This is a genomic window from Micromonospora sp. WMMD980, from assembly GCF_029626035.1.
Classification (GTDB): domain Bacteria; phylum Actinomycetota; class Actinomycetes; order Mycobacteriales; family Micromonosporaceae; genus Micromonospora.
Window position 1 is genome coordinate 4,211,842 of the sequence record NZ_JARUBE010000003.1, and the last position, 15,733, is coordinate 4,227,574.

The 15,733-nt window shown below is 71.3% G+C and carries 16 protein-coding genes, 1 tRNA gene and 1 other RNA gene; 7 read left to right on the forward strand and 11 right to left on the reverse strand.

From position 1 onward, the window contains the following. Positions 1-192 precede the first annotated feature (192 nt). Positions 193-417 (forward strand): hypothetical protein, encoded by a 225-nt coding sequence (locus O7618_RS19710; protein ID WP_109904169.1) that lies wholly within the window; start codon positions 193-195, stop codon positions 415-417. Further along, positions 408-824: a PIN domain nuclease gene (locus O7618_RS19715; RefSeq protein ID WP_278107581.1), complete on the forward strand. Its 417-nt coding sequence runs from the start codon at positions 408-410 to the stop codon at positions 822-824. Before O7618_RS19710 ends, O7618_RS19715 begins: the two co-directional genes overlap by 10 nt. Positions 825-1,604: 780 nt before the next feature. On the opposite strand, the gene O7618_RS19720 is transcribed toward O7618_RS19715, so the two are convergent. Together O7618_RS19720 and O7618_RS19725 are read right to left on the reverse strand one after the other, a co-directional pair. Next, positions 1,605-1,677, reverse strand: a tRNA-Ala gene (locus O7618_RS19720). A 90-nt stretch (positions 1,678-1,767) separates the two neighbouring features. Next, on the reverse strand, positions 1,768-2,358 hold the full coding sequence (locus O7618_RS19725; RefSeq protein ID WP_278110077.1) for a YqgE/AlgH family protein: 591 nt from the start codon (positions 2,356-2,358) through the stop codon (positions 1,768-1,770). A 149-nt stretch (positions 2,359-2,507) separates the two neighbouring features. Here O7618_RS19725 and O7618_RS19730 point away from each other — a divergent pair, with 149 nt between their 5' ends. Further along, complete coding sequence (locus O7618_RS19730; RefSeq protein WP_278107582.1) at positions 2,508-3,347, forward strand: S-methyl-5'-thioadenosine phosphorylase; 840 nt, start codon at positions 2,508-2,510, stop codon at positions 3,345-3,347. A 9-nt stretch (positions 3,348-3,356) separates the two neighbouring features. Further along, complete coding sequence (gene mdlC / locus O7618_RS19735) at positions 3,357-4,952, forward strand: benzoylformate decarboxylase (RefSeq protein WP_278107584.1); 1,596 nt, start codon at positions 3,357-3,359, stop codon at positions 4,950-4,952. A 1-nt stretch (position 4,953) separates the two neighbouring features. Here the strand turns inward: mdlC and O7618_RS19740 are convergent, their stop codons facing one another. From O7618_RS19740 to pruA, 8 genes are all read right to left on the reverse strand, one after another. Continuing rightward, entirely contained in the window at positions 4,954-5,913 is a 960-nt protein-coding gene (locus O7618_RS19740) for a hypothetical protein (protein WP_278107585.1), read from the reverse strand. Positions 5,914-6,206: 293 nt separating this feature from the next. Then, positions 6,207-6,582, reverse strand: a transfer-messenger RNA (tmRNA) gene (gene ssrA / locus O7618_RS19745). Between the two features lie 76 nt (positions 6,583-6,658). After that, positions 6,659-7,138 carry an SsrA-binding protein SmpB gene (smpB, locus tag O7618_RS19750; protein ID WP_278107586.1) on the reverse strand — a complete coding sequence of 160 codons (480 nt, stop codon included), beginning with the start codon at positions 7,136-7,138 and terminating at the stop codon, positions 6,659-6,661. Positions 7,139-7,247: 109 nt separating this feature from the next. Next, on the reverse strand, positions 7,248-8,123 hold the full coding sequence (gene ftsX / locus O7618_RS19755) for a permease-like cell division protein FtsX (protein WP_278107587.1): 876 nt from the start codon (positions 8,121-8,123) through the stop codon (positions 7,248-7,250). 66 nt (positions 8,124-8,189) lie between these two features. Next, on the reverse strand, positions 8,190-8,870 hold the full coding sequence (gene ftsE, locus O7618_RS19760) for a cell division ATP-binding protein FtsE (RefSeq protein ID WP_013284225.1): 681 nt from the start codon (positions 8,868-8,870) through the stop codon (positions 8,190-8,192). A 118-nt stretch (positions 8,871-8,988) separates the two neighbouring features. Continuing rightward, positions 8,989-10,110 (reverse strand): peptide chain release factor 2, encoded by a 1,122-nt coding sequence (gene prfB, locus O7618_RS19765; RefSeq protein ID WP_278107588.1) that lies wholly within the window; start codon positions 10,108-10,110, stop codon positions 8,989-8,991. Positions 10,111-10,155: 45 nt separating this feature from the next. Further along, positions 10,156-10,671 carry a PadR family transcriptional regulator gene (locus O7618_RS19770; protein ID WP_278107589.1) on the reverse strand — a complete coding sequence of 172 codons (516 nt, stop codon included), beginning with the start codon at positions 10,669-10,671 and terminating at the stop codon, positions 10,156-10,158. Between the two features lie 133 nt (positions 10,672-10,804). Next, positions 10,805-12,433 (reverse strand): L-glutamate gamma-semialdehyde dehydrogenase, encoded by a 1,629-nt coding sequence (gene pruA, locus O7618_RS19775; RefSeq protein ID WP_278107590.1) that lies wholly within the window; start codon positions 12,431-12,433, stop codon positions 10,805-10,807. Between the two features lie 552 nt (positions 12,434-12,985). On the opposite strand from pruA, the gene O7618_RS19780 reads away from it, so the two are divergent. After that, positions 12,986-13,993 carry a hypothetical protein gene (locus tag O7618_RS19780; protein ID WP_278110078.1) on the forward strand — a complete coding sequence of 336 codons (1,008 nt, stop codon included), beginning with the start codon at positions 12,986-12,988 and terminating at the stop codon, positions 13,991-13,993. Positions 13,994-14,003: 10 nt separating this feature from the next. Here O7618_RS19780 and O7618_RS19785 read toward each other — a convergent pair whose 3' ends face one another. Next, a complete protein-coding gene (locus O7618_RS19785; RefSeq protein WP_278107591.1) occupies positions 14,004-14,513 on the reverse strand; it encodes a hypothetical protein in 510 nt (169 codons plus the stop codon). 194 nt (positions 14,514-14,707) lie between these two features. On the opposite strand from O7618_RS19785, the gene O7618_RS19790 reads away from it, so the two are divergent. Together O7618_RS19790 and O7618_RS19795 are read left to right on the forward strand one after the other, a co-directional pair. Continuing rightward, the gene (locus O7618_RS19790; RefSeq protein WP_278110079.1) at positions 14,708-14,938 is read left to right on the forward strand and encodes a helix-turn-helix domain-containing protein; all 231 of its coding nucleotides are present in this window, start codon (positions 14,708-14,710) and stop codon (positions 14,936-14,938) included. Positions 14,939-15,040: 102 nt separating this feature from the next. Beyond that, positions 15,041-15,724, forward strand: a complete 684-nt coding sequence (locus O7618_RS19795; protein WP_278107592.1) for an Rv3235 family protein — start codon at positions 15,041-15,043, stop codon at positions 15,722-15,724. The last annotated feature ends 9 nt before the right edge of the window (positions 15,725-15,733 follow it).

Genomic DNA, 15,733 nt, shown 5'->3' on the forward strand with positions numbered 1-15,733 from the left:
CGGGTCGCCCCTGTACCACCACCCGGAAGCCGAAAGATTTCATGAAGGAGCAGTGCTCCGGGCCGAGACCGGCCTCGGCCTGGGCCTGGGCCTGCAGCACAAGTTTCTTATCAGGGAGGTAGGAGCGGCGGTCGGATCCGTCCCACGTCACCGCCAGCATGATATCGTGATAACACCCGAGGGAGGTGTCACATGCCCAACATCCTCGTCCGCGATCTCAGTCAAGAAGCCGTCGACCGCATCGACGCGGCAGCCGCCAGCCTCGGACTGTCTCGCAACGAGTACCTACGCCGCAAGTTCGAGGAGAACATCAGCCCCGCCGGCGAGCGGACGGTCACAGCCGAGGACTGGCAACGGTCCGCAGAGGCATTCGCTGATCTCGCCGACCCCACGGTGATGGAGGCAGCGTGGCGGTGACGAGCTGGCTGATCGACAAGTCCGCGTACGTACGACTCCAACTGGGCCAAACGACGAACCGCGACGAGTGGAGCGCACGCATCAGCCGCGGGCTCGTCCGACTCTCCACCATCACCCGCCTCGAACTCGGCTACTCCGCACGCTCCGGAGAAGCGGGACGCCGACAGTTCGCCGCCCCACCGCTGTCCCTGATGCCAGTCGAACACCTCACACCTGCCATCGAAGACCGGGCACTGGAAGTGCAGATGCTGCTCGCTGACCGCGGCCAGCACCGCGCCCCGTCAATCCCCGACCTGCTGATCGCGGCGACCGCTGAAAAGACCGGCCTGACCGTCCTGGCCGTCGACAAGGACTTCGACCTCATCGCCGCGCTCACCGGCCAGCCGATCGAAACCCTGCCCGGCTGAGCCCACAGACCACGTACGCATGCCGCCACCGTCAATCGGCACCGCCCGCCACCCAACCGTGCATTGACGCGGCAGCGCCTCCTACGTCCGGTCAATATGCCTCCCGCCGTCCGGCGGCAACTGTTCACCGCTGCACCACTCGGCTCGACCGCGACAACCGCAGCGCGCAACCCGAGCCAACCTGTTGGCCCACCGCGTCTGCCGATTAGCTCACGGTCAGCTGACGCCCTCAACAAGCGCACCAGATCAGCTGGCGACGCATCGCCGGATGGTAGGACCGCCGTGGTAGACACCGCCGAACGCGATCACGCACGGTACCATCTCGACGACGCGCTGCATGGCCGGTGATGATCAACTGTCTTGGACGGCACGTTCAGACCATCCCTCATCGATCGACACGACCGCCTGCACGACACGGGCAACCCTGAGCGCTTCGGCAGCGGCCGGGGCCCCGAACGTCCACCAGTCCATGATCACCCGCTGTGATGTCCGTCCCCGAGAACAGGCATCGAGCGGGTAACACAGCGGCGGATCCGCACGTAGCGGCATTCAGCGACACCCGCCGCACCACACCAATCTGCGCCCCACATTTCGACCTGGGCACCTCGGACGGCCCGAGGGGCAGCAATAACCCCTGTTCAGAGGCGACTTCCTCGGGCGCTTCAACACTGGCTGCCGCAGCGCAGTGTGGGGCGCTGCGTGACCAAATCTGTGACCAAAAAATCAAGAAAAGCGGCATTCCTCGATGAGAAATGCCGCTTGACCTGCACAAACACAAGGTGGAGCCGAGGGGACTCGAACCCCTGACCCCCACACTGCCAGTGTGGTGCGCTACCAGCTGCGCCACGGCCCCTTGCGGTCGTCCCCGGTCGCCCGGGCACGGGAAGAACTATACACACGCCGCCAGGCATGGTCATCTCGCGGGGGGTCCCCCCGGCGAGGGTCAGTTGAGCGCCACGTCGGGCGGGAAGTGGGCCACCGCCGCCATCATGCCGCCCTGGCGGCGCAGCACCATCGGCCAGAGGTCGTCCGGCCGGTCGACGAAGGCGTCACCGGGCAGCGCGTCCAGCACGAACCAGGACCCCTCCTCGATCTCCCGCTCCAACTGGCCGGCGCCCCAGCCGGAGTAGCCCGCGAACACCCGGATCCCGCCGACCGCGTCGCGCAGCTTCTCCGGGTCGACCGAGAGGTCGATGGTGCCGACCGCACCGGAGACCCGGTGGAAGCCCTTCACCGGTTTGACCGGGTGGCGCATCCGGGCCAGACAGATGGCGGAGTCGGGCTGGACGGGACCGCCCTCGAAGAGCACCGCGGGTTCCCGCGCCAGATCGCTCCAGTCGCCCAGGACGTCGGCCACCGGGACCTCGGTGGCCCGGTTCAGCACCACACCGAGGGCACCGCCGGGCTCGTGGGCGACCAGCAGCACGACCGTACGGTCGAAGTTCGGGTCCTTGAGCACAGGTGTCGCGACCAGCAGTCGTCCGGTCATCGACTCCATGGCTCGGCCACCGATCGCCTGCCCCTCACCCTGCATGTCCGACACCCGTCAGTCGTGCGCCCGTGCGGGCCCGACGCCGCCAACCGTCCACCCTGTCGACGCCATGTCACGCACCATAGCTTGCGTCCCGCCCGCTGGCTAAGGTCTGACCGGCGGGTGATCGCAACGGATCGAGGGAGGGTCGGATGGCTGCGGAGGCCGAACTGGCGGTGATCGGCGGGTCGGGTCTCTACGCCCTGCTCGACGGGGTGGAGCACGTCCTCGACACCCCGTACGGCGCGCCGTCGGATCCGGTCACGATCGCCGAGGTGGGCGGGCGCCGGGTGGCGTTCCTGCCCCGGCACGGACGCGACCACCGGCACCCGCCGCACCGGATTCCCTACCGGGCCAACCTCTGGGCGTTGCGCTCGCTGGGCGTACGCCAGGTGCTGGCGCCCTGCGCGGTCGGCGGCCTCCGGCCGGAGCTGGGCCCGGGCACGTTCGTGGTGCCGGACCAGTTGATCGACCGCACCAGCGGGCGGGCGCAGACCTACTACGACCGGGGCGCGGTGCACGTCTCCTTCGCCGACCCCTACTGCCCGGCCGGGCGACGGACGCTGCTGAACGTGGCGGCCAGGCGGGACGTGCCGGCGGTGGACGGTGGGACGGTGGTGGTGGTCGAGGGCCCGCGCTTCTCGACCCGGGCGGAGTCGCGCTGGTACACCTCGATCGGCGGCACCGTGGTCAACATGACCGGGCACCCGGAGGCGGTCCTCGCCCGCGAGTTGGCGCTCTGCTACACGTCGATCGCACTGGTCACCGACCTGGACGCGGGTGTCGAGGCGGGTGAGGCGGTCACCCAGGAGGAGGTGTTCCGGGTCTTCGCGGAGAACACCGACCGCCTGCGCGCGCTGCTGCTGGACGCGGTCGCCGCGCTGCCCACCGAGCGGGGCTGTCCCTGCGGGGCCGCGCTGGACGGCATCAGGCTCCCGTTCCCGCTGCCCGGAGACCCCGAAGCGCCCGAAAAGTCGGCTTCCGCCCGCTAGATTCAGGCGATGGCGACGGTGCGCGAGGCGACCTACGACCTGCTGCGCGCGCTCGGGTTGACCACCCTCTTCGGCAACCCCGGCTCGACCGAGGAGCCGTTCCTCGCCGACTTCCCGGCCGACTTCCACTACGTGCACGCACTCCAGGAGGCGTCCGCCGTCGCCATGGCCGACGGCTACGCCCAGGGCACCGGCCGGCCCGCGCACGTCAACCTGCACACCGCGCCGGGCACCGGCAATGGCATGGGCAACCTGGTCACCGCGTGGCACAACCGCACCCCGCTGATCGTCAGCGCCGGCCAGCAGACCCGCGAGATGCTGCTGATCGAACCCCGGCTGGCCAGCCCCCGGGCGGTCGAGCTGGCCCAGCCGTACGTCAAGTGGGCCCACGAACCGGCCCGCGCGCAGGATATCCCGGCGGCCTTCATGCGGGGGTACGCGTCGGCGGTGCAACCTCCCGCCGGGCCGGTCTTCCTCTCCCTGCCGATGGACGACTGGGACCGGACCGCCGACCCGCCGCCGCAGGTGCGTACCGTCGCCACGCGGATCGGGCCGGACCCGGACCGGCTGCGCGGCTTCGCCACCGCGCTCGCCGCCGCCCGCGCCCCGGTCCTGGTGCTCGGCGCGGCGGTGGACCGGGCCGACGCCTGGCCGGCGGCCGTGGCGTTGGCCGAGCGGCTGGCCGCCCCGGTGTGGGCGGCCCCGGCGCCGGAGCGCGGCGTCTTCCCCGAGCGCCACCCGCAGTTCCGGGGCGTGCTGCCCTATGCGATCGGGCCACTGTCGGAGGCGTTGCGCGGGCACGACACGGTGCTGGTGGTCGGCGCGCCGGTGTTCCGCTACTACCCGCACGTGCCCGGCGACTACCTGCCCGGCGACGCCCGGCTGCTGCACGTCACCGACGACCCCGACGAGGCGGGCCGGGCACCCGTCGGCGACAGCCTGCTCGGCGATCCCGGGCTGACCATGACCGCGTTGCGGGAGCTGCTGCCGCCGACCGACCGGCCGCCGCCCCCGCCGCGCGAGCCGCCGGCGCCGCCGGAGCCCGCCGACCCGCCCAGCGCGGACGGACTCTTCGCCGCGCTGGCCGACGCCTGGCCGGCGGAGGGCGTGCTGGTGCAGGAGTCACCGTCCAACCTGTCCGCGCTGCGCCGACGGCTCCGGATCGACCGGCCGCGCTCGTACTTCACCATGGCCAGCGGCGGGCTGGGCTTCGGGCTGCCCGCGGCGGTGGGCCTGGCACTCGCCGAGCGGGACACCGGGCGCGGCCGACCGGTGGTCGCGGTGATCGGCGACGGCTCGTTCCACTACTCGGTGCAGGCGTTGTGGACCGCGGCGCGGCTGCGCCTGCCGCTCGCCGTCGTGGTGCCGGTGAACCAGCAGTACGCGATCCTGAAGGCGTTCGCCGAGCTGAAGCACACCCCCGGCGTGCCCGGGCTGGACCTGCCCGGACTGGACGTGGCGGCGGTGGCGCGCGGCTACGGCTGCGCGGCGGTCGCGGCGGTGTCGCCGGATCGGCTCAACGTGGCGCTCGCCGACGCGCTCGCCGCGGACCGGCCCACGGTGCTGCCGGTGCCGATCAGCACCGAGGTGCCCCGGATCCTGTGACTCAGCCGGCGCGCAGCAGCAGCGGGGCACCACTGCCGACGTCGAGCACGGTCCGGGCGCCCAGCGGGGCGGCGAGCGTGACGCTCACCGGCTTCAGGACGAGCTGCGCGGTGCAGATGACGGTGGACCTGACCACCGAGGCGCCGACCACCACCACGTCCGGCCGTTCCAGCAGCAGCGGGGTGGGCGCGCCGTCGCAGGCCCCGACGCCGACCACGTAGTCGAGGCGGTTGCCCGCCACCGCCCGCAGTTCCTGCGCGGCGACCAGACCGTCCGGCAACCGCCGGCCGTCCGCCGCGCCGCCTGGCGCATCGCCCACCGCGCGCGGCGCTACCGCCACCCGGACCACCGGCGCGGTCAGCTCGTCCACGGTGAACACCCAGGCCGGCACGTCGACCCGGCCCCGGCTGGTCCACACCGGCGTGGTGTCGAGCCGCGCCGCGGTGACGGTGAGCGGCACGCACGGCGTGGGCGCGGTCGTCGACACCGGGGAATCCGGACCGGGCTCGACGGTGGGCCCGCCCGCCGCCGGCCGTCCGGGCCCCGACGGCGCGCCGGGCCGGCCGTCGCAGGGCGGCGGATCCCCCTGGTCGAGCTGGGCGTAGGCGTCGGCGGCGCTGACCAGCGGCACCCGCAACACGCCGTCGGGGAACCGGATGGTGCCGTCCGGTGGCACCGCGGTCGGCATCCGGATCTGGTCCCGGTACCACCCCGCGGCGAAGGCCACCTTCGTCTCGTCAGTGAAGCCCGGTTCGCCGGCGAGCACGGTGGCGTCCTGGAGCGGGACGTATCCCTGGTGCCACCGCGGCCCGGGGCGCCAGCGCCCGGCCACCTCCTCGGCCCGCTGGGTGAACTCCGGCCGCTGGTCCGGGGCGGTGGGCGGTGCCGAGCCGGCGCCGGGCGCAGCGCAACCGGAGAGGACCAGGAGCGGCAGCCCGAGCAGGGCGAGAGATCGGCGCATACGGATCGGACGACGCGCGGGCCCGATCGGTTCCCCACCGTCCCGTCGACGGCCGTCACGCGACGTGATGCCCCCAAAGGAACAACCTACTTCTCAACGGTATACCTCCTGGTCATGAATATGACTCTCCGGCATGTCGCTCGAGACCGGTGCATACCGTTCGCCGCGACACGCCCGACGTCCCGCCGCCGCCGGTCGGCGAGGCGCCGGGCATCACCTCATCTGGCTCATCGGCACCGGCTGCCCCGGAAGACGACTGTGCGCCCCGGTCCGGTGGACCGGGGCGCACAGGGTGGTGGAGGTGCCGGGAATCGAACCCGGGTCCTTCGCCGGTTTGTCAGGGCTTCTCCGAGCGCAGCTCGCTGTGCCTCTACTCGGCCCCACCGCTCACGCGAGCAAGTTGGTGTGACGGGCCCAGTCGCTGATTGATCTCGCCGCACGGACCCCGCGACCGGGTCCGATTGGCCAGCCTCCTAGCTGATGCCGGCTAACTGGGTCGAAGGCACTCCCAGGCCGACAGACTTGCTACTCGCCTCAGGCGGCGAGAGCGAAGTCAGCGCGATTGTTCTTGGCGCTTATTGGTTTCCGACGACCGATTTTCGAGACGACGTCGGCTTCCTCGGCTCGCTTCCCCTGTCGCTGCGTACGAAGTCGAAACCAGTCACCCCCTCGACGGGCCACCTGATGTGGTGGCACCGACAAGCGTAACGCCTGCCGCAACCGGATTCATCCCGAGGCCGGCGGGTCAGTCGTCCATGCCCTTGCCGCGCCGGCCGGCCGCCCGCTGGATCTCCCGGTCGGCGTCCCGTTTGGCGAGGTCCTGGCGCTTGTCGTAGGACTTCTTACCCCGAGCCAGGCCGATCTCCACCTTCGCCCAGCCGTCGGAGAAGTAGACCTGCAACGGCACCAACGTCAGCCCGCTCTCCTTGAGCTTGCCCAACAGCCGGTTGATCTCCAGCCGGTTGAGCAGCAGCTTGCGGGTCCGCCGGGGCTCGTGGTTCGTCCAGGTGCCCTGCGCGTACTCCGGGATGTGCATGCCGTGCAGGTAGAGCTCGCCGTCGCGCTCCTGGGCGAACGCGTCGACCAACGACGCCCGCCCGGCCCGCAGCGACTTGACCTCGGTGCCGGTCAACGCCATGCCCGCCTCGTAGGTGTCGAGGACGGCGTAGTCGTGGCGCGCCTTCTTGTTGGAGGCGACCACCTTGCGACCCTTCTCCCGTGGCACCGGCGCCACCCCCTTCCAGTCGTTCGAAGATCATGCTACCGGAACCACAAGAGCCCTCCCGCGCCGTTTATTCCGGCGCGGGAGGGCTCCGCGGAGAGCCGTACGGTACCTAGACCCGCAGGTAGAAGCGGAGCGTGACCCAGGCGGTGATCGCGCTGACCAGACCACCGACGGCGGCCATCAGCGGGAAGGTCAGGAAGATCTCGGACCAGGAGATCGGGGTGATCAGGCCCTCCAGGGCCGCCATCGAGCTGCCGGCCGCCACCGTCTTCACGCCGATCAGCGCGAGCAGGCCGAGGATCGAGCCGATCAGACCGGCCACCACCGCCTCCAGCACGAACGGCGCCTGGATGAACCAGTTGGACGCGCCGACCAGCTTCATGACCGCGACCTCACGACGCTTGCTGTACGCGGCCACCTGGATGGTGTTCGCCACCAGCAACAGGGCGGCGGCGGCCATCACGATCGCCAGCGCCAGCGCGCCGTTCTGGATGCCGGTCAGCACGCCGAAGACCTTGTCGAGCAGCTTGGACTGGTCGACGATCGTGTCGATGCCCTCGGCGGTCTTGTACTGGTCGTAGATCTGCTTGTACTGCTGCGGGTCGTTGAGGGTGATCCGGAACGACTCCGGCAGTTGGTCGGCCTTGACCGCGTTGACCAGGTCGGGCGCGTCGGCGTACATCTGCTGGAAGCGCTTGTACGCCTGGTCCTTGTCGACGAACTCGATGTCCTTGACCAGCGGGTCGGCCTCCAGCTTGGCCTGGAGCGCGGTGCGCTGGTCCTCGGGCGCGTCGGTCTTCAGGAAGATCGAGACCTGGACGTTCTCGTAGTAGAGATCCTTCATGTCGCCGACCTTCTGGTACAGAAGGCCGCTGCCGCCCAGCATGAACAGCGACACCGCCATGGTGATGATCATGGCGACCGTCATGGTGACGTTGCGCCACAGTCCGACCAGTACCTCGGACAGGACGTACTTCATCCGCATCGGGATATTCCTCCGGCTCTCCGGCGTGAGGTGTTCGTCGTCAGGGTCTACGCGCCGTCGTCAGGCTCAGCCGTAGACGCCGCGTGCCTGGTCGCGCACGATGCGGCCGCTCTCGATCTCGATGACCCGGCGGCGCATCTGGTTCACGATGTTGGAGTCGTGCGTGACCATCACGACGGTCGTGCCGGTGCGGTTGATCCGGTCCAGCAGGCGCATGATCTCGATCGACGTGTCCGGGTCCAGGTTTCCGGTCGGCTCGTCGGCCAGCAGGATCAGCGGCCGGTTCACGAACGCCCGGGCCACCGCGACACGCTGCTGCTCACCACCGGAGAGCTCGTGCGGGTAGCGGTGCTCCTTGCCACCGAGACCCACCAGCTCCAGCACCTCCGGCACGACCCGACGGGCGACCGCCTTCGTCTTGCCGATCACCTCCAGCGCGAACGCCACGTTCTCGTACGCGGTGCGGTTCGGCAGCAGCCGGAAGTCCTGGAAGACACAGCCGATCGAACGCCGGAAGTGGGGTCGCTTCCAGGAACGCATCGACGTGACGTCCTTGCCGTTGACCACGACGCGGCCCTTGTTGGGGGTCACCTCGTGCAGCAGCAACTTGATGATCGTGGACTTGCCGGAGCCGGATGGACCGATGAAGAAGACGAACTCGCCCTTCTCGATCGAGACGGACACGTTGTCGAGCGAAGGCCGGGACGCCTTCGGGTACGTCTTCGTCACTTGCTCAAGCTGAATCACGGGTCGAGAGTCTACGCGGTGTAACCGCAGAGCCAAGCCCCACGCCCCGCAGATGCGGTTCGCGTCATCGATTTACCGGGTCAGCACGAGATCGATGACGCGCTGCGTCGGAGCGTGATCACGCACCGTCAGCGGTGAGCTGCTGCTGCTTCCGCCAGCGGATTCCCGCCTCGATGAAGCTGTCCAGCTCACCGTCGAAGACGGCGGACGGATTGCCCGTCTCCTGCTCGGTACGCAGATCCTTCACCATCTGATAAGGATGCAGGACGTACGACCGCATCTGGTCGCCCCACGAGCCGGCGGCGTCGGTCTTCAGGCCGGCCATCTTGGCCTGCTCCTCCTGCCGCTTGCGCTCCAGCAGCCGGGCCTGGAGCACCCGCAGCGCGGAGGCCTTGTTCTGCAACTGGGACTTCTCGTTCTGGCAGGTGACCACGATGCCGGTCGGGATGTGCGTGATCCGGACCGCCGAGTCGGTGGTGTTGACGCTCTGCCCACCCGGGCCGGAGGAGCGGTAGACGTCGATCCGCATCTCGTTCTCGGGGATGTCGATGTGGTCGGTCTGCTCCACCACCGGCAGCACCTCGACGCCGGCGAAGCTGGTCTGCCGGCGACCCTGGTTGTCGAACGGGCTGATCCGCACCAGCCGGTGGGTGCCGGACTCCACACTGAGCGTGCCGAACGCGTAGGGCACCTTCACCGTGAAGGTCGCCGACTTCAGGCCCGCCTCCTCGGCGTAGGACGTCTCGTAGACCTCGGTCGGGTAGCCGTGGCGCTCCGCCCAGCGCAGGTACATCCGCAGCAGCATCTCGGCGAAGTCCGCCGCGTCCACGCCGCCGGCGCCGGCCCGGATGGCGACGAGCGCCTCCCGGGAGTCGTACTCGCCGGAGAGCAGCGTGCGGACCTCCATCTCCTGGATGGCCTTGGTCAGCCCGGTGATCTCCGACTCGACCTCGGTCAGCGCGCCCGGGTCGGACTCCGCCTGGGCCAGCTCCAGCAGCACCCCGGCGTCGTCGAGGCGGGAGCGCAGGTCGCCGAGCCGGCCGATCTCACCGTTGACGTACGAGAGCTGCGACGTCACCTGCTGCGCCTTGGCCTGGTCGTCCCACAGGTCGGGCGCGGAGGCCTCCTGCTCCAGGCGGGCCTTCTGCTCGTGCAGCTTGTCGAGGTCGAGCACGGCCTCGATGTTGCGCAGGGTGGCGTCGAGTTCCTTGAGCTGTTCGGCGTAATCGGCAGCGGTCACGACAGACAACAGTACTGCGTCGGTCCGTCAACCTCGCGCAGGTGGTCAGCCGACCGGTGCGGTCTTCAGCCAGGACAGCGCCGCCCGGTGGTAGGCGACCGCGAACTCCAGCGCGCTGGCGTCGTAGCTGTCGCCTTCCTTCTTCGCGTTCTTGACCTGCTCGCGCACCGCCGCCAGCGCCTCGGTGTGGTATTCGTTCGCCGAGGCGTACAGGTTCTTGAGCTGGCTCGACGAGTGCAGGTTGCCGAAGGCCATCCGTAGCGCGATCGGGTTACGGATGGTGTCCTTGCCGGGATTCTCCGCCAACCAGCGGGAGAATGTCCGTTTCCCGGCCGCCGTGAGCGCGTACGGCTGGCTCATCCGCGGCCCGGGCTTGCCGAGCCGCACCAGACCCTTCTCGGCCAGGACCGGAAGTTCCCGGTAGACCTGGCTGCGGGTCATCGACCAGTACGGCGCCAGCCGGCGCTCGGCAGCGGCCATCAACTGACCGCCAGTCATCGGGCCGTCGTGCAGCAGACCCAGCAGGGCCGCCGCCGTCGGGTTGACTCCGGAATCCGCCATGCCCTCTAAGCTGCCACTTTGTCGGCTCTGGCGTCCAGGATTTGCCGTTTTCGCCACTCCTAGGCGGTCCAGAGTGCACTGTCGGGTAGGGAAGAGGCCCGCCTCATGGTCGAGGCGGGCCTCTTCGCACAGGTCAGCCCATGTGCGGGTAGGTGTGGTCGGTCGGCGGGACGAAGGTCTCCTTGATCGTCCGCGGCGACGTCCAGCGGACCAGGTTGTGCCAGGAGCCGGCCTTGTCGTTGGTGCCGCTGGCCCGGGCGCCGCCGAACGGCTGCTGCCCGACCACCGCCCCGGTCGGCTTGTCGTTGACGTAGAAGTTGCCCGCCGCGTACCGCATCCTCTCCGCCACCTGGTCGACCACCCGGCGGTCGGTCGCGAAGATCGACCCGGTCAGCGCGTACGGCGCGATCGACTCGGCCTGCGTGACCACCTCGTCGAACCGGGCGTCGTCGAAGACGTGCACGCCGAGGATCGGGCCGAAGTATTCGGTGGTGAAGGTCTCGTGCGCGGCGTCCGAGCACTCGAAGAGCGTCGGCCGGACGAACCAGCCGACCGAGTCGTCGGCGGTGCCGCCGGCCAGGACCCGGCAGCTGTCGTCACCCTTGATCAGCTCCAGCGCGGCGGTGTGCCGGCCGAACGCCTTGTCGTCGATCACCGCGCCGCCGAAGTTGCTGAAGTCGGTCACGTCGCCGTAGGTCAGCGCGTCGGCGGAGGCGGCGAGCCGGTCCCGCAGCCCACCTTCCCAGATCGAGCGCGGCACGTACGCCCGCGAGGCGGCCGAGCACTTCTGCCCCTGGTATTCGTAGGCGCCCCGCAGCAGCGCGGTGTGCAGGGCGTCCACGTCGGCACTCATGTGCGCGACCACGAAGTCCTTGCCACCGGTCTCGCCGACGAGCCGGGGGTAGCCCCGGTAGCGGGCGATGTTGTCACCGACGGTCCGCCAGAGCTGCTGGAAGACCTTGGTGGAGCCGGTGAAGTGGATGCCGGCCAGGTCCGGGTCGGCGAGCACCACGTCGGAGACCTCCTCGCCCCGCCCGGTGACCATGTTGATCACGCCGGGCGGCAGGCCGGCCGCCTCGAACAGCCGCATGGTGAAGTGCGCCGCGAACTGCTGCGTCGGGCCCGGCTTCCAGACCACGGGGTTGCCGAGCATGGCCGGCGCGGACGGCAGGTTGCCGGCGATCGCGGTGAAGTTGAACGGGGTGACCGCGTAGACGAAGCCCTCCAGCGGCCGGTGGTCGAAGCGGTTCCACACGCCGGCCGAGGACATCGGCTGCTCGGCCAGGAGCCGGCGGGCGAAGTGCACGTTGAACCGCAGGAAGTCGATCAGCTCGCAGGCGGCGTCGATCTCGGCCTGCACCGCGGTCTTGGACTGGCCGAGCATGGTGGCCGCGTTGAGCGTGTCGCGCCACGGGCCGGCGAGCAGGTCGGCGGCGCGCAGGAAGATCGCGGCCCGCTCCTCGAACGGCAGCGCCCGCCACATCGGCGCGGCGTCCTTGGCCGCCTGGACCGCGGCACGCGCGTCGTCGTGGGTGGCGTGCCCGGTGACGCCGAGCACGTGCGCGTGCTTGTGCGGCTGGACCACGTCGGTCGACTCACCGCCGGCCATCCGCTGCTCGCCGGCGATGGTCATCGGCAGCTCGATCCGCTCGGCGGCCAGCTCGGCCAGCCGCCGCTGGAGCCGCTCCCGGTCGGCGCTGCCGGGCTCGTAGGTGTGGACCGGCTCGTTGCGCGGCTCGGGGACGGAGAAGACGGCGTCCATCACAGGCTCCTGTGCGATCTCGACGGCGATGGCGAAACCGGACCCGCGGGCCCCGGCCGGGCGGCCGGATGCCGGACACCGCGCGGTGGACCGGTCGCGGCGGCGGGACCTGCGCCGATTGTTTCACGCGGCCCGGCCGGAGACCCGCGCTCCCCGGGGGCGGCACCGCACGACGGACACCGCGCCCAATTTCGTACCCTCACCCTGGCCCCCTCGCTTCTGACGAAACGTCGGCCATCGGCTCATCCGACCAGCGATTCTTCGGCACCCCATTGGCCCGCTCCCCGACCCCGCCTCGCCCTCCCCACGCCGGGCCACGGTCCCGGCGGCCCGCGCGGGTCCGCGGCTTTCCGACGTTGATCCACTCCATCTCGGCGAGGTGGCGGCATCGTCGTGCTCCGGAAGGCGCCACCTCGGCGACGTGGCGCCGATCCGGGCGGGCGGCCGCAGCGCCCGCCCGCACCGGCCGGCGGGACGCGCCGCGTACCCTGGATGGTCGGTGACCTGCCCGGCCCGGCGCTGGGGGAACCGGCGTGCGTCGAAAGGGAGACGATGAGCAACCAGCCCGGCAGCTCCACGGCCGCGGAGCCGGACCGGCCCGAGGCCGTCGAGCCGCCCGCCACCGACCAGGCCGCCGACGACGACGCGCCGGCGAGCGGCCGACCGGGGTACGCGCCGGGAGCACTGCCGCTGGCCGTGCTCTCACTGGCCTGGCTGGTGGCCATGCTCTGGTCCACCCGGGAGGCGATCACCTCGACCGCGGCCGGGGTGACCGCGATCAGCCTCTCCGCGTACGCGCTCCCCGGCGTGATCACCGCGGCGCTGGTCACCGGCGCGGCGGTCGCGTTGGCCGCCACCAACCGGCTCGGCCGCCCCTCCCTGCGCTTCCTCACCACCGTCGCCACCGGGCTGCTGGTCGGGCTCGTCGCCGCGGTGGCGATCAACCTGACGTACGCCGACAACGCCACCACCAACACCTTCGCCGGCACCGCCGCCGCGGCCGCGATCATCGGCGGGGCTACCGCGGGTGCGCGCCAGGCGCGGGTGGTGGCCGGGATCGCCGCCGCCACGCTCGCCGCGCAACTCTTCGTGGTGCTGTTCAGCCGGGCCCGGGACCCGCTCTCCGACCTGTTCGGCGCCGGCGACACCCAGCAGTCGGTGCTCGACGCCGCCAAGTGGGTGTCCCGCACCGAGTCGCTGCTCGCCGGCCTGCTCGCCGGCCTGGTGGCCTACCTCTACCTCACCTGGTCGCGCCGTCGGGCCGAGCGCCGCGACGGCGCGGCGACGCCGCTGCGCTGGCCCGCCTACCTGGTGGCCGGCGCCGGTGCCGGGCTGCTCCTGCTGCTCACCGAGGTGATCATCCGGATCGGCGGGCGCGGGCTGCTCGACCTGGCCGCCGCGCTCAGCGAGGCCGACCAGGTGGCGCAGACGGCGCTCGGCACCTCGCGGGTGGACAACGGGATCTGGGTGCTCTTCGTGGGCGCGCTCACCACGCTCATCGCGTTCGGGCGCACGCTCGGCCCGCGCGTCGACGTCGACGAGGACGAGCCGGCGGCCTGAGCCGGTCGCCTCAGCCGACGTCGCGCAGCAGCAGGTCCAGCTCGGTCACGTCGTACCACTCCAGCTCGTGGTCCTCGACGCCGTCGACGGTGAACTGGGCGTCCGGGTCGCCGGCCTGCGCCTCCGCCACCACGTCGACGGCGGCGGCCACGTCCTCGGCGGCCTCCGCGCCGTCCACGTGGATCGCCGCGATCGACGTCACCGGCACCGGCCCGGTCGGCCGGATCACGCTGGAGCCCAGCTCGCCGTCGCCCCGACCGACCGCGCCGGCCGGCAGGTCGGCCGAGACCACCACCCGCCGCCGCGGGGCGGCGGGATCGGCCCGCAACAGCAGCAGCGCGTCCTGGGCGGCCCGGGTGAAGGCCACGTACTCCAACTCCTCCTCGTCGCCCTCGGCATACCACTCGCGCAGTTCCGGGGTGACGGCGTGCGCCGCCTCGACGGTCAGGCCCTCGTCGCGCAGCCGGGCGAGCATCGGCACGGTCCCCGGCAGGTACACCCGGACAAGCTCGTCGGTCACCGGTTTCTCCCCGCACTCTCCGCCGTCCGCCGGCGGGCGCCGGCTCCGGGCGCCGATCATGCCGTACGCCGTCACCGTCATACACCCCGCACCGGTCCAGGAGAAGTCTCCGGCCGGTGTGTCCGCCGAGGCGGGCCTGGGCGGTGTCGTGGCGTGATGGCAAACTGAGGCAAACGAAGCCAACCTCGGGAGTCATCGTGGAGTCGAGATTCCTGCTGCTGTCCGACGTCGCCGCCGAGCTGAACGTCTCGGACTCGCAGGTCTATCACATGGTGCGCAGCGGTGAGCTGCCCGCGATCAAGATCGGCGGCCGGGGCCAGTGGCGGGTCGAGCGGGCGCGGCTGGAGGAATACATCGAGCGCAAGTACGCCGAGACCGCCGAGTGGGTCCGCGGCAACCCGCTCGGCGAGCGCGACGCGGAGTGACCCCGCACTGACCGTCGGCCATTGACGCCCGCGCCTTCGGTAGCCAAAAATGAGAACTTGTTAGAGGCAAACGAAGGCAAACGCAAGGATTCGAGGGCTCACATGGTCGACACCCGCCGTCCCCGGTCACCGCGTCCACCCGCCCGGCTGCGGCCGGCGCCGCCGCTCGACCCGCCGTGCACCGACGACGACCCGGTCTGGAGCCACGGCCAGCTCGCCCTCGACCTGATCGATCCGCGCCGCCGGGACCTCGGCCGACCGCCGGGCCGCACGGCCGACACCCCGCCCGGCCGGACCCACCCGCCGGCCTCCGGCGTGTCCGGCCACGTCAACGTGGCCCCCGGCGGCCCGGCAGACGGCACCGCGACCGCAGGTGGCGCGGCGGGTGGGTTCCCGGTCGGCCGGCTGCCCGGCGGGCCGGCGGTGTCCGCGCTCGCCACCGCCTCACCCGAGGCGGCCCGGGCGGCACACCGGTTCGTCCGCACGTTCCTGGAGATCGTCAACGGCTTCCGGCCGCCCGGGCAGATCCGGCCGCTCTGCCTGCCCGACGCCGCCGGCCGGGTCTCGGCCGCGCTGACCCGGGCGGCCCGGCGGGTGACCCCGGTCCGCCGCCGCAGCGCCCGGCCGGCCCTGCTCCTACGCCGCCTGCGGGTGTGCGAGCCCCGGGCCGGTGCGGTCGAGGCCACCGCCGTGTTCGCCGGCGCGGGCGACGCCAGCTGGGCGATCGCCCTGCGCCTCGAGCACCGCCGAGGCAACTGGCTCTGCCTCGTGCTGGACGTCCTGTGACGCCCTGAT